The sequence below is a fragment of the Caballeronia terrestris genome (assembly GCF_001544515.1).
Classification (GTDB): Bacteria; Pseudomonadota; Gammaproteobacteria; order Burkholderiales; family Burkholderiaceae; genus Caballeronia; species Caballeronia terrestris.
The window spans coordinates 1-13,162 of the sequence record NZ_FCOL02000015.1; the positions used below are offsets into that span (position 1 = coordinate 1).

Sequence of the window (13,162 nt, forward strand, 5' to 3'; positions counted from 1 at the left end):
CAACCCGCCGACGAGGCCATCGACATAGCCGATGCAAGTAGCAAGCGCCTGAGCCATGCGCGCTTCGTGCTTGTCGAGGAGCCGAAGCTGCGGATCGAGCCGCACGATGCGTGCGAGCGCGTCCGTCACGCGCGCATCCGCGTGAGCGTCGCTTTCGCGCTTGCCGCCGACAAGCCAGCTCAGAATGCCCACGTCGTTCTCCTGCCGCCTCTACTCTTCTTCGCGCGGCGGCACCACGTTGACGTTGATCGTGCGGTTCTTCCAGAACAGGTTGTGAATCCGCCCTTCGAGACTGCGCAGCGAATGCGGCTCGACATTGTTGAAAGTCAGCAGCACCGCGGGCCTCGAACCGGCACCCGGGACGCGCTGAATCTCGTCGTATGCAGGAAAGCCGTAGCGGATCAGGAATTCCTTGATCTCTTCGTCGCTTGTATCGTCCGCCACATTGCCTATCCAAAGCTCGGCCATGATCAAACCCCTCCCTCTTTTATCGACGTTGCAACACGGCCGTCAGGCCATGATGTGCACCCCGCCATCGACGTACAGTGTTTCCCCCGACAGACGCCGCGCGTAAGGCGTCGCAAGGAACGCACACGTAAAGCCGACGTCCATGATGTCGACCAGCTCGCCGAGCGGCGCCCGCTGTGCGGCTTCGTTGAGCAGCAAATCGAAATCCTTCAGGCCCGACGCGGCCCGCGTTTTGAGCGGTCCCGGCGAGATCGCATGCACGCGGATGCCCTTCGATCCGAGCTCGTAAGCGAGATAGCGGGCGCATGCTTCGAGCGCCGCCTTCACCGGTCCCATCAGGTTGTAGTTCGGCACCACCTTGTTCGCGCCGTAGTAGCTCATCGTGAGGATGGTGCCGCCGTCCGTCATGAGCGGCGCCGCGAGCCGCGCCATTCGCACGAGCGAATGGCAGGAGATGTCCATCGCCTTCGCGAAGCCTTCGGCCGAACTATCGAGCAGACCGCCTTGCAGGTCCTCCTTCGGCGCCCACGCGATGGAATGGACGAGGATGTCGAGCCTGCCCCATTCCTCGCGTATCCGCGCGAAGAGCGCGTCGAGATCGGACGGCTGCGAGACGTCGAGCGGCATCAGGATCGGCGCTTCCAGTTCGCGCGCGAGCGGCTCGACGTAGGTCTTCGCCTTCTCGTTCACGTAGGTGATCGCCAGATCCGCACCCAACTCGCGAAATGCCTTCGCGCACCCGTAGGCAATCGAGTGCTCGTTCGCGATTCCCGTGACGAGCGCTTTCTTGTCATTCAGGATCGGGCGAGGAATTTCCACGGTCATGTGAGGCTCCTTGTCGATGTCGGATTCAGCCGATCGTCGCCTGCGTCTGGCGCGCGATCATGAGCTCTTCGTCGGTCGGGATCACCCACGCCGACACCTCGCTCGATGCCGTGCTGATACACGGCCCGCCGCGCGCGTTCGCCTCCGCATCCAGTTCGATGCCGAGCCACGCCGCGCTCTTGCACACGCGCTCTCGGACCGCCGGCGCGTGCTCGCCGATGCCCGCGGTGAACACGAGTGCATCGATGCCGCCAAGCGCCGCCGCAAGCGAGCCGAGTTCGCGACCGATGCGGTAAGCGAACAACTCCACCGCGAAACGTGCGCGAGGATCGTCGCTCGCGAGCAGTTCACGCATGTCGCTCGACACCGCCGAGACGCCGAGCAGCCCCGACTCCTTGTAGATCAGGTTCTCGATCGCGCGCGCGTCCATGCCCATCTGATCGATCAGATAGAGGATCACGCCGGGATCGAGGCTGCCGCAACGCGTGCCCATCGGCAGGCCATCGACGGCTGTGAAGCCCATCGTGCTCGCGACGCTCTTGCCCGCCGCCATCGCGCACATGCTCGCGCCGTTGCCGAGATGCGCGACGACCGTGCGCCCCGTCGCGGCGCTGGGCGCGAATTCGGGCAGCACGCTCGCGATGTATTCATACGACAAGCCGTGAAAGCCGTAACGCCGCACACCGCGCGAGGTGATCTTCTTCGGCAGCGCGAACGCTTGCGCCACTTCCGGCTGCGCACGATGAAACGCGGTATCGAAGCACAGGACCTGCGGCAATTCCGGACGACGCCTCGCGATGATCCGCACCGGCTCCAGGTTGTGCGGCTGATGCAGCGGCGCGAGCGGCACGAGTTCGTCGAGCTTCGCAAGCACCTCGGGCGTGGCGAGCACGGGCTGCGTGAACACCTCGCCGCCATGCACGACGCGATGCCCGACCGCGATCAGTTCGTAGCCTTCGTGATGGCCGCGCAGAAAGTCGCCAATGCACGCAATCGCACCTTCATGCCCGATCGCGGCGCCCTTCTCCCACGTTTGTTCGCCGATTTGCTTGCCCGCGCTGTCGAACCCGTGGAAGGCGGGCGCCGTATGCAGCCCTTCCGCCTGCCCGCGCATGACGAGTTCGGGCGCCGCGCCCTTCATCGCGAACACGCGGAACTTGATGCTCGACGACCCCGCGTTGAGTACCAGAATGGCGTCGGTCATGAGCTCACCCCAGCGCCTTGCCGCTTTCGCGGCGAGCCTTCGCGACGAGCACCGCCACCGCGCAGGAAGCGAGCCGCGTCATCAGCGAATCGGCACGGCTTGTCAGGATGATTGGCACGCGCGCGCCGAGCACGATGCCTGCCGCATCCGCGCCCGCAAGAAACGACAGGCTCTTCGCGAGCATGTTGCCGGCTTCGAGGTCCGGCACGAGCAGCACGTTCGCTCGCCCGGCGACCGGCGAATCGATCTGCTTGATGCGGGCCGCTTCGGGATCGATGGCGTTATCGAGCGCGAGCGGTCCGTCCACCAGCGCGCCGGTCACCTGATGACGATCCACCATCTTGCAGAGCGCGGCGGCTTCGATGGTGGACGGCACCTTCGGATTGACCGTCTCCATCGCCGAGAGAATCGCGACGCGCACCTCCTGGAAGTTCAGCGCGTGCCCAAGATCGATCGCGTTCTGCAGGATGTCGACTTTCTCCTCGAGCGTCGGCGCGATGTTGACGGCGGCGTCCGTGATGATCAGCGCGTTCTCGTAGCCGGGCACGTCCATCACGAAGCAGTGGCTCACGCGCCGCGCCGTGCGCAGCCCCGTCTCGCGGCGCACGACCGCGCCCATCAGTTCGTCGGTATGCAGGCTGCCTTTCATCAGCGCCTCGGCCTTGCCTTCGCGCACGAGTTGCACGGCCGCCGCCGCAGCAGCCTGGCTAAAGGGCACATCGACGATTGGATAGCCTGCGATATCGATGCCGTGCTCCGCCGCCACGGCCTCGATGCGCGTGCGCGGCCCGACGAGGATCGGCGCGATCAGTCCGTTCTGCGCCGCCTGGATCGCGCCTTCGAGCGAGCTCTGATCGCACGGATGCGCGACCGCGGTCGGTACGGGTTCGAGCGATCTGCAAAACTCGATGAGCTTCTTGTACTTCGCGTGTTCACGTTCCACGGCGGATTCCTGGGAGAGGTGAGATAACGTGATGATGGCAGCATTTTATCGCGCGAGCGTCGCCGCGCGCGGCTCGCGTGCGGCCTTGCCGAGCAGCACGGTGCGAATCCGTTCGAGCATCGCGCGCTGTTCGTCGGTCGGCTGGCCGCGCTGCACGCGCTCGTCGGCAACGAGCCTGTCGAGCAGCGTCAGAATGCGCTTCCTTTCGATGCGGTCCGCCAGCAGTTTCGGCAGCGTAACGAGCGCCTGCTCCGGTTCGTAACGCGCGATGATCTCCTGCTCGCCGCGGATGCGCCGCCACTGGTCCGGCTGCAGGTTCGGCAGGAACTCCGCGTAATCGTTCGCGAGTTCCTGCTGCAACACGAGGCGCGCGAGCGGAATCGGCTCGCCGTGGCGTTTAAGCAGGAACGCCATGCGTGCGAACGCTTCCGCGTAGCCGCCTTCCGATATCGCATCGAGCGCTTCCTTCACGAACGGCAACTCGCGCGGGTCCGATACGACGTCCGCCGCAGCGGGCGCGGGTGGGTCGCCTGCGCGATCCTTTGCAGCCATATTGCCGTAGCACATGAAAAACGCCGCTTCGGTGCTCGCGTCGCGCATCGCCCGATAGAAATCCAGCGACGCGCTGACGAGTTCGGACCCCGCCTTCTCGGCATCGCGATACGGCCCCGAGTCCACGGGGTCCTTTCGCGCCGCCTTGATCGACGCAGCCGCAGGGCCGAGCCACGCGAGCCACGGGTTCATGTCGGAGAACGCCCAGCGTTGGAAGCGCAACGGATGGAATGCGCGCGATAGCCGCGCCGTGAAGTCGTTCGATGTCGCCTGCACGAACGGCTGTATGAAGAGTTCGTACGCGCGCTGGTTGAAGTCCGACACTTCGGCCACGGCCTTGAACGGCTTCTCGTCGACGCGCTCGAAACGATTCAGCCGCTCGACGATCTCCTCCAGACGATGCTCATGGAAATCGACTTCGCATTCGGTCTCCCCGCGCTCGTTCTTGCGCTCCGTGATCTGCATCGCATAGAGGCCGGGCGGCAGCGACTCGATCGTCTTCAGCACCGAGACGATCTGCGTGTGCTCGCGCTGCGCGACCTTGCCCGACACGAAGATCCCCAGATGCCCGATGCTTTTATGCAGAAGCCCGATGATCACCTGCCCGCGCGCCTTGATTTCCTCCGTGCTGCCGTAGAGATCGGCCACCCAGTTGAACGCCTGTTGCGGCGGTGTGATGTTGTCGCCCATCGAAGCGAACAGGACGATCGGCGACTTGATGTTGCGCAGATCGAAGCCCTTGCCCGCCGGGTCTTTCACGTCGCCGGACCAGAGCTTGTTGCCGACGAACAGATTGCGCGTGATCCACTCGATCTCCTCGCGGTTCATCAGATAATAGCCGCCCCACCAGCGCTCGAAATCGAGAAAGCGCGGCGGCTCGGTATCGATGTTCGCGTACAGGTGGTAGTACTTGTCCCAGAAGCTGTTGGCCGGGTTCAGGTTCTCGAAGTTCTGCACCAGATGCGCGCCGTCGAACTTGCCGTTGCCGAGGTCGGCCGTGAGCGACGCGAGCCATGTTCCGCCCAGCATACCGCCCGAGTAGCGCATCGGGTTGTCGCCCTCGCCTTCGCTCCAGGCGCCGCTCCAGTACGACATCGGCGCGCCGTTGATGACGATCGGCCCGGTGTCGTCGGGGTTCGATGCGGCGAGCATCATCGCGGCCCAGCCGCCCTGGCAATTGCCGATGATCGCGGGCCGCGGGCTTTCGGGATGCAGCGCGCGCACCTTCCGCACGAATTCCTCTTCGGCGGCGCATACGTCGAGGAGCGTCTGGCCCGGCTCGGGATCGCGATAGAACACGACGAAATAGACAGGATGCCCCGCCCGCATCGCGACGCCGACCTGCGAATCGTCCTTGAAGCCGCCGATGCCCGGTCCGTGGCCGGCGCGCGGATCGATGATCAGATAGGGGCGGCGCTCGTCGGAGATCGTCACGCCGGGCGGCGGCTTGATCTTGAGCAGCGCGTAGTTGACGGGGCGCGCGAAGGTGCGGCCGTCGAGGATCGTGTCGTATTCGAAATGAAGAGCCGGCTTGAGTCCGCTCGTCGATTGCTCGACGAAGGCGGTGCCGCGTTCGCGCAGCGTGTCCCAGAAGAGGATCGAGCGCTGCATCGCGTCGAGTGCGTACCGGTAACCCGACAACGGATCGAACGATGCGGGGGAAAGCGCCAGGACGCCGCGTGTTGCGTCATGGCCAGCGGTATCGGCGAGTCGCTCCCGGAAGTGGTTCTGCGCATTCTCCATGCGCTTCTGGAACACGAGCGCGACCTTCCTGCTGATCTCGTGACTGCGGGCGAGCGGCGTGCTGGCATCCATGGCGTGAGCCTCGATATCGGCAAGTGCTGCAAACCGGACGGCACGGGCGCCCATCGGGTTCGCGCTGTCCTCGGAAGTCGGACCCGCCAAGGGGAAACGGTGCGTCACTCATGGCGCCCCCGTGCCCTGCGGCTTCGCGACCCGTTCTTAAGCTACCGCGTGTTCGGCGAAACCCGTTTCGATGTTTCGATGTTTCGATATGCAGGCGGAAACTATGCCTGAAGAGCGTCTCGACGACTTGATACAGATCAGCGCTTCCAGTCGCGGCCGGAAGACGGTGGGTGCATCGGTACACGATTCGGCTTCGTGTCGAGGTTTTGATGACCGCATCGTCAGTTCTATACCATTCGACCGGGGCAATCAAGCGAGGTTGTCCTTTGTGCATGGTGATTGCTTGAATATATTCCGTCACCGAACAGCACTTGTTCCTCCGCGTTGAAACTCCGTTCTGTCCGCACGCGGGAACCCCGGCGCCCTCCGGTAAACAGTCCTTTCACCGCCCGGGCATTGTTCCCGCCGATTGCGCATGAATAATGATCCACATGGTTACGGACACAAAGGAGGAACGTCCAATGGACAAGACAATCGCACGATCAAACACGAACGCGCCGCTTCTGGCGACCCTCGCGGGCGCGCTCGTTCTCGCAGTGGGCATGGGTTTCGGACGTTTCGCCTTCACCGGCATGTATCCGCTGATGGTCAGGGAAGGCGCGATCAGCGTCGCGGGTGGATCGCTCGCTGCATCGGCGAACTATGCGGGCTATCTGCTCGGCGCGATCCTCGTCGCGCGGTTCGACAACAGACACGCAGCGCGGCTCGCCCAGTTCGCGATGATCGGAACCATCGTCTGCCTCGCGGCAATGTCGTTGCATTTCGGCACGGCTTACATCATCGGCGTGCGTTTCGTCGCGGGTGCGTTGAGCGCCGTCGCGCTGGTGGCTGCTTCGATCTGGCTCTTTCATGTGATCGGATATCACCAGGGCGCGCCCGTGCTGTATGCGGGCGTCGGCGTGGGCATCGTGACATCGGCGGAGATCATCGCGTTCGGCGGGCGCGTCGGCTTGAACGGCGCGGGCTTGTGGGCACTGCTCGCGGCAGTCGCGTTGATACTGTGCGTCGTCGCCGGGCCGACGCTCTCGCGCCAGATCACGAGCGAAGCCAGTGAAGCACCGGCTGACGCAGGCACGCAACAGCAATCGATCCTCAGTGCGCGCAGCCTCGTGCTGATCTACGGCCTCGCGGGATTCGGCTATATCGTCACCGCGACCTATCTGCCGTTGCTCGTGAAGGAAGCGCTCGCGAATACGAATCCGGTGCACGTGTGGGCGGCGTTCGGGCTCGGCGCGGCGCCGTCGTGCTTCCTGTGGCACTGGCTGCACCAAAAGCTCGGCAGCCGCGCCGCGCTCGCGGCGAACCTGCTGGTGCAGGCGATCGGCGTGATCTTGCCAGCATTCGACGCGAGCGCCATCGCGTTTCTCGGCAGCGCGATCCTCGTCGGCGGCACGTTCGTGGGAACGGTGACGATCGCGATGCCGGCGGCAAGACGTGTCGCGTCGACGGTTCGCTTCAACCTCATCGCCGTGATGACGGCGGCGTATGGCATCGGGCAGATCGTCGGGCCGCTCGTTGCGAACAGCCTGTTTGCGCACACGCATTCGTTCGATCAGCCGCTCGCAGCGGCAGGCGTGGCGCTCGTGCTCGCGGCGATTGCGTGCGCGCGATGATCCCTCTCACGCATCCGGGGCAGGCTTCAACGGCGCCGCAGCGTCTTTGCCTTCGAGCATGACGTTGTCGACGCTGAGCTCTTCAGCGATCCATTCGCGCAGGAACTCGATCCACGTCTTGATCTTCGCATCGAGGAACTGGCGCGACGCGTACATCGAGTAGATATTGAGCGGTTGCAGATAGTAGCCGGGCAGCACTCTCACGAGCGAGCCGTTGCGAAAGAGCGACCGGATCGTGAGCGTCGGCAGCGCGCCGATGCCCATCCCTTCCTGAAGCGCGACGGCCATCGCATCCGGCACGTTGACGCGAAAGCGCGCCATTGGCAGATGCACTTCGCGCGCGCCCTCCGGCCCGAAAAGGAGCCAGCTCCTCGACGGAAACATGGGCATCGCGACTTGTAGGCATACGTGCTCCGCCAGCGCCTCGACGGTCTCGGGTGTACCGTGCGCCTCCAGATACGACGGCGCCGCGCACAGCACGCTATGCACCGAGCCGAGCTTGTGCGAAATATAGTTCGAATCGGGTAGCGCATCGGGCGACACGCGCACCGCGACGTCGTATCCCTCCTCCAGCAGATCGGGCACGTTCTGCGATAGCGTCAGATCCACCGTCACCGACGAATAGCGCGCCTGATACGCGGCGATCGCCGGCACCACATAGTTCTGCCCGATGCTCGACATCGCGTGCACGCGCAGCGTGCCGACGGGGTTCGCGTGGGCATCGGACGCTTCGGCCTCGGCCTCCTCCACGGATGCGACGATCGCGCGGCATCGGTTGAGGTAACGCTCTCCGGCTTCGGTCAGCGCGACACGCCGCGTCGTGCGGTTGAGAAGCCGCGTGCGCAGATGCGTCTCCAGTTCGGAAAGGCAACGCGAGACGTAGCCCGTGGTGGTGTCGAGCTGGCTGGCGGCGGCCGTAAAGCTTCCCGACTCCGCCACCTCGATGAAAATCTTCATGTAGCGAATGGTGTCCATGATGCGAAAGCGTATCGAAATTGAAACGATCGTGCAGATCGATTTGTTACCGCCGCTCAATACTGTTAGTCCACGGCGTGTGTACGCAACCCGCTTCGACAAGTCTAAATTGGAACCCATCGAGGCCGCGGGCCCGATCCGCAACAAACCAACTTACATTCGAGGTTCATCATGAGCAATACGCAAAAAGTCGTCGTGGTAACGGGCGCATCGCAAGGCATCGGCGGTGAACTGGTCAAGGCGTTCCGGGAACACGGTTACGGTGTGATCGCGACCGCCCGTTCGATCAAGCCGGTTGACGATCCGAACGTGGTCACGGTAGCCGGCGACATCGGCGACCGGGCAGTGGCGAAGCGCGTAATCGCCGAAGGCATCGCACGCTTCGGACACATCGACACGCTGGTCAACAATGCGGGCATCTTCATCGCGAAGCCATTCACGCACTACACCGAGGAAGACTACGCCGCGGTGCTGAACGTGAACATGAACGGCTTCTTCCACATCACGCAGCTCGCCATCGCGGAGATGGAGAAGCGTTCGAGCGGCCACGTCGTGCAGATCACGACGAGCCTCGTCGATCACGCGGTCACCGGCGTGCCCTCCGTGCTGGCCTCGCTGACGAAGGGCGGTCTCAACTCGGCCACCAAGTCGTTGGCCATCGAGTACGCGAAGGCCGGTATTCGCGCGAATGCGGTGTCGCCGGGGATCATCAAATCGCCGATGCACGCGGTCGAAACGCATGCGGCGCTCGACGCGCTTCATCCGGTCGGACATATGGGCGAGATGAGCGACATCGTGAACGCGGTCCTGTATCTCGACTCGGCTCCGTTCGTGACGGGGGAAATTCTCCACGTGGACGGCGGGCAAAGCGCGGGGCATTGAAGAGGCGGTTGAAAGCGCAGTAACTCGATCAGCAATCTCTGCGCGTCGTGCAGTACGGCAAGCCCAGCAACCGATACATCAGATCGTGACGGTTTTTCAACTCCACGGGGAACGTGTATCGGACGACCGCACCGTAGTGATTCTTCAGCGCAGTAAATTGATTCGTCATACCAGCGGGACACGCGACGCGCTTCTTGTAATCGAGCAGGTAGCGCGTCTGCGAACGATATTCCTGCGTGAACCGGACCGCGCTTTTATCGAAACATAGAAGGTAGACCCCCGATCTCGCCGAGAGCGGCATGACCGGTTCGATGACGCCGATCACATTGCCTTCGTTCAGGTACTTCTGCCGGTCTACAACAAGGTAGTCGAGGCCGAGACCATCGACATACTCGCGCCCTTCATCCGCACGCAAGGCCTTGTAGTAGCCATACGAACCGACGAGCCCCTCGGTGTGCAGGAAACGGTATTCGTTGCCAAGGAAAAAGCCGAACGATCCTCCGCGATCTCCCATCGCGAAGAAGGTGCCCGGCGCGATGCCCTTGTTATGCAGGTATTGCACCAGCCTGACATTCTCGGCGCCGTAGGCATCGTATTTCGCGCCCCGGTCGGCATATGAAAGCCTGAGAAAATTCATTCGGTAAAGCGGGAAGCTCAAAGCCGGACGCACGAGCGCGAACAGCGCAACGACGAGCAGCGCCAACGCATACCAACGCCTTGTTTGCAGCGTCGATGAATGCGCCCTGATCATCCCCACGGCTTCGAGAATCAGATAGTAGGTCAGCAGGAATTCTGGCCAGTAGTACCAAGGCCAGACCGGCCAGCCCGAATTGACGAGGTAATACACGACGCACATCACGAGCGCGATAAAACACGTCGCGAGTTCGTCGGGAAATTGAAAGCGCGGACGGCGCTTAGTCACGGCAGCGTAGATCGCGATGCCCGCCGCGATCGCTATCGCGAAGAACATGGCGGTGAGATGAAACACCGCCACTGCGACGTTCTGGCCCTTCACGTTGCCGATCGATTTCGCGAGACCGGATACGGGGAAAATACTATGGAACTGGCTGTAGTTGATCCACGCGTAAATTGCGATTACGGGAACAATGATCGCGTATTTCCTGAAATCGGCCTTCCTGTACCGAACGAGATCGACGATGTCTTTTGCAATGATCAGGCTCAGTGCATCGAGTCGCGTAAGGAACAGCAGCGCGCCGAATACGCCGCGCCATTTCCACGTGCCGCGGCTCAGAAAGAGAATGAAAAGCGGCGGAAGCATGGCGGTTTCCATGCTATGCGCCATCACAAAAGGAAGATAACCGATGCACGACGCAGCCGGGAAAATCACGCCGTAGCGGAGCTTCGAAATCAATAGAAAGAAGAAGATGAAGAGGAACGACAACGTGCAAACCTGCGCGGCCATCGACGTGACGGACGTACCAAACAGATAAGCCGATGCCGATATCAGCGCGAGCCACAACGGCTGGTATCCATTCGTCTTGAAGGGCGGCAGAAACGAACTCACTCCGCTTTCAACGACATTGCGCGCGACGCCCAGATAGTAATACGCGTCGTCATACACGACGTCGACCCATACGACCGGCGGTTTCGTCAGAATCAGCCCGACGCTCCCCGCAAATACGGCCACGAGGCCGATAACCGCAGCTATATCGGCTAGCGTAATCAAGCGATCGACGAGTTTGCGCGTCGTGATCATGAGTTCGATTCCAAGGTCGTTGAGTCGTACGTCTGGAAAGCGAATCAATTGCGCCGCGACGCGCCTCATCTGCACGATCGTTCTGCGCGATGGGTAAATGCAATCACCCCGCGCAGCATTAACGCTTAATATCTCACTGTCAAGTCATTGGCTGAGCGAAAGAGCACGCTTACGTTCTCAAGGGCCGAAGTAAGCGGCCCTTGAGAAGCCTCGCTACTTCCCCGAGCGTCCCGGCAGCATGCTTTCGAGTACGCCATCGCGTCGGATCAACCCATGAAACAGAGCCGCCGCGAAGTGCACGAGGAACGTCGCGAACAACAGGTACGCGAGGATCGTATGCAGTTGACGCAGCGTCGCGTAGACGATGGCGTTCTGCGCCAATATCGGCGGCAGTTGCAGCGGTCCGAACAGAACGATCGGGTAACCGCCCGCCGATAGCATCCCCCATCCGATCAGCGGCAGCAGGAACATCAACGCATAGAGCACCCAATGCGATGCATGCGCTGCAAAGCGCTGAATGGCCGGCATGTCCGCGGGAAGCGGCGGTGGCGGGTTGAACAAGCGGTTCACGAGGCGGATCGCAACGAGGATCAATATCGCGATGCCGATCGGCTTGTGGATCGACACCAGCGTCGCATAGCGAGGCGATGCGGACGCCGCCATCCCCACGCCGATGAACAGCATGGCGAGGATCAACACGGCCATCAGCCAGTGAAGTAAGCGCGACGACGCGGCGAAACGTGTGCTTGCAGTGCTCGTGCTCATGACTTGCCTCCCGCGCTGACTTCCTGCGGCGTGACCGCACTGGGTGGTTTCTCTTTGCGCTCGCCTTCGCGCAACGTGAACGAACGCGCGTAGGCCGCTGAACGCGCACTCGGGATCGGATCGTCCGATGCGGTGATGCCGGAGGGCAGGACCATCGGGTCGTAATTCACGTCGACGCAAGGGCCGTCGTCTTCGCTCGAAAGCTTGTCGATCGTCACCGTGCCCGCGTCGATCTGCTTGCGATCGGCGGGCCATGGCCGCGTAGGGTCCGCAGTCGGGTCGCCCTCCTGACCCACCGTGATCATCAGCCGCCACTGCACCGGATGCTTCGCCACCTCGGCGATGAGGGCATCGAACATCGCGTTCTTGTCGGCCGTTGCGCCACCGGCTGCTGCTGGCGCGAACGGCTGCAGCGGCACGGCGGACCAGCGCACCGGCGTCGATACGCCCTCCGCGTTGACGAAGCGGAACGTGTTCAGCGCGTTGTAGGTGGCATCGGCGAATCCGGACGACACCTGGCGCGCCTTGATGAGCTTGATCGCTGCGACGAACTCTGGATGGACGCTGGCGAACGCGTCCATTTTTGCGGGATCGGGCTTGCCGGTCGCGGGGTCCGGCTTCGATGCGACCAGTTGGTCGTAGAACGCCTGCGCGGTCATCACCGGGAAGACGGGGATATTGATCATCCCGGTGCGCCATTCCTCACCGTTCGGGGAAAGAAAGCGCAACGCGAGACTGCGCACCGTGGCGGGCTCGTCGGGGATGAACGGCAGCCCGCCCGCATACGCGATGCGCGCGACGACCGGCACCTTGCCGGGCGCAAAGAGCGCCGCCTTCGAGAGCGTGGCCGCCTGCCCGTTGCTGTCTAGCCACCCCGTCGCGCACACCCCCTTCGCGTGATTGCGACGGAAACCGGGATGAGGGCCGTTCGCCTGCTCGAAGGCCGTGACGATCTTCGTCTGCGTAAGGCGCCCCGGGGAGAGCCAGCCGCCCGCATACGCGAACGCCGCTGCCACGCAGAACACCGCGCCGCCGATCACGCCGAGCCTCACCACCACTGCGCCGGCGCCCAGCTTTCGCGGGGCGCCAGTCGAATCGCGCACATTGTCTGGCACTTTTTGCTCCTTCGTACACGTCGAGGTTGCTGAGTGCGGCGCGTGGTGCCAGTCGCGTGACCTGGCGATGCTGCGTTGCGCCTCTTAGCGCACGATGGAGAGCGGATCGTGCGTTGAACCAGTATCAACGAATCGCATGCGGCCGTTATTCCGATCGAACGGAGATTTGCCGGAATG

11 protein-coding genes and 1 pseudogene are annotated in these 13,162 nt (G+C 62.9%); 2 read left to right on the top strand and 10 right to left on the bottom strand.

Annotated elements, in window-relative coordinates:
- From AWB67_RS14650 to AWB67_RS14675, 6 genes and pseudogenes are all read right to left on the bottom strand, one after another.
- Nucleotides 1-192, bottom strand: a pseudogene (locus tag AWB67_RS14650) (hypothetical protein); the annotation flags it as partial.
- Between the two features lie 18 nt (nt 193-210).
- A complete protein-coding gene (locus AWB67_RS14655; protein WP_087656982.1) occupies nt 211-468 on the bottom strand; it encodes an RNA recognition motif domain-containing protein in 258 nt (85 codons plus the stop codon).
- Between the two features lie 42 nt (nt 469-510).
- Nucleotides 511-1,293 (bottom strand): enoyl-ACP reductase FabI, encoded by a 783-nt coding sequence (gene fabI / locus AWB67_RS14660; protein WP_087656983.1) that lies wholly within the window; start codon nt 1,291-1,293, stop codon nt 511-513.
- A 25-nt stretch (nt 1,294-1,318) separates the two neighbouring features.
- Complete coding sequence (locus AWB67_RS14665) at nt 1,319-2,497, bottom strand: acetate/propionate family kinase (RefSeq protein ID WP_087656984.1); 1,179 nt, start codon at nt 2,495-2,497, stop codon at nt 1,319-1,321.
- A 4-nt stretch (nt 2,498-2,501) separates the two neighbouring features.
- The gene (locus tag AWB67_RS14670) at nt 2,502-3,440 is read right to left on the bottom strand and encodes a phosphate acetyltransferase (RefSeq protein ID WP_087656985.1); all 939 of its coding nucleotides are present in this window, start codon (nt 3,438-3,440) and stop codon (nt 2,502-2,504) included.
- A gap of 45 nt (nt 3,441-3,485) precedes the next feature.
- Nucleotides 3,486-5,807, bottom strand: coding sequence for a DUF3141 domain-containing protein (locus AWB67_RS14675; RefSeq protein ID WP_087656986.1), 2,322 nt, complete (start codon nt 5,805-5,807; stop codon nt 3,486-3,488).
- A 572-nt stretch (nt 5,808-6,379) separates the two neighbouring features.
- Between AWB67_RS14675 and AWB67_RS14680 the strand changes: the two genes are divergently transcribed.
- Nucleotides 6,380-7,531 (top strand): YbfB/YjiJ family MFS transporter, encoded by a 1,152-nt coding sequence (locus AWB67_RS14680; protein WP_087656987.1) that lies wholly within the window; start codon nt 6,380-6,382, stop codon nt 7,529-7,531.
- Nucleotides 7,532-7,537: 6 nt separating this feature from the next.
- On the opposite strand, the gene AWB67_RS14685 is transcribed toward AWB67_RS14680, so the two are convergent.
- Nucleotides 7,538-8,506, bottom strand: coding sequence for a LysR family transcriptional regulator (locus AWB67_RS14685; RefSeq protein WP_087657106.1), 969 nt, complete (start codon nt 8,504-8,506; stop codon nt 7,538-7,540).
- 171 nt (nt 8,507-8,677) lie between these two features.
- On the opposite strand from AWB67_RS14685, the gene AWB67_RS14690 reads away from it, so the two are divergent.
- Entirely contained in the window at nt 8,678-9,388 is a 711-nt protein-coding gene (locus AWB67_RS14690; RefSeq protein WP_087656988.1) for an SDR family NAD(P)-dependent oxidoreductase, read from the top strand.
- Nucleotides 9,389-9,416: 28 nt separating this feature from the next.
- Here the strand turns inward: AWB67_RS14690 and AWB67_RS14695 are convergent, their stop codons facing one another.
- The 3 genes from AWB67_RS14695 to AWB67_RS14705 all read right to left on the bottom strand — a co-directional run bounded on the left by AWB67_RS14695 (nt 9,417) and on the right by AWB67_RS14705 (nt 12,985).
- The gene (locus tag AWB67_RS14695; protein WP_143328407.1) at nt 9,417-11,105 is read right to left on the bottom strand and encodes a hypothetical protein; all 1,689 of its coding nucleotides are present in this window, start codon (nt 11,103-11,105) and stop codon (nt 9,417-9,419) included.
- A 213-nt stretch (nt 11,106-11,318) separates the two neighbouring features.
- Nucleotides 11,319-11,870, bottom strand: a complete 552-nt coding sequence (locus AWB67_RS14700; protein WP_087656990.1) for a cytochrome b — start codon at nt 11,868-11,870, stop codon at nt 11,319-11,321.
- Nucleotides 11,867-12,985: a catalase family peroxidase gene (locus AWB67_RS14705; RefSeq protein ID WP_235025165.1), complete on the bottom strand. Its 1,119-nt coding sequence runs from the start codon at nt 12,983-12,985 to the stop codon at nt 11,867-11,869. Before AWB67_RS14705 ends, AWB67_RS14700 begins: the two co-directional genes overlap by 4 nt.
- Between the last annotated feature and the right edge of the window lie 177 nt (nt 12,986-13,162).

Coding starts and splice junctions, on each gene's coding strand:
- AWB67_RS14655 (WP_087656982.1), bottom strand. CDS start 468: ATGGCCGAGCTTTGGATAGGCAATGTGGCGGACGATACAAGCGACGAA.
- fabI (WP_087656983.1), bottom strand. CDS start 1,293: ATGACCGTGGAAATTCCTCGCCCGATCCTGAATGACAAGAAAGCGCTC.
- AWB67_RS14665 (WP_087656984.1), bottom strand. CDS start 2,497: ATGACCGACGCCATTCTGGTACTCAACGCGGGGTCGTCGAGCATCAAG.
- AWB67_RS14675 (WP_087656986.1), bottom strand. CDS start 5,807: ATGGATGCCAGCACGCCGCTCGCCCGCAGTCACGAGATCAGCAGGAAG.
- AWB67_RS14680 (WP_087656987.1), top strand. CDS start 6,380: ATGGACAAGACAATCGCACGATCAAACACGAACGCGCCGCTTCTGGCG.
- AWB67_RS14685 (WP_087657106.1), bottom strand. CDS start 8,506: ATGGACACCATTCGCTACATGAAGATTTTCATCGAGGTGGCGGAGTCG.
- AWB67_RS14690 (WP_087656988.1), top strand. CDS start 8,678: ATGAGCAATACGCAAAAAGTCGTCGTGGTAACGGGCGCATCGCAAGGC.
- AWB67_RS14695 (WP_143328407.1), bottom strand. CDS start 11,105: ATGATCACGACGCGCAAACTCGTCGATCGCTTGATTACGCTAGCCGAT.
- AWB67_RS14700 (WP_087656990.1), bottom strand. CDS start 11,870: ATGAGCACGAGCACTGCAAGCACACGTTTCGCCGCGTCGTCGCGCTTA.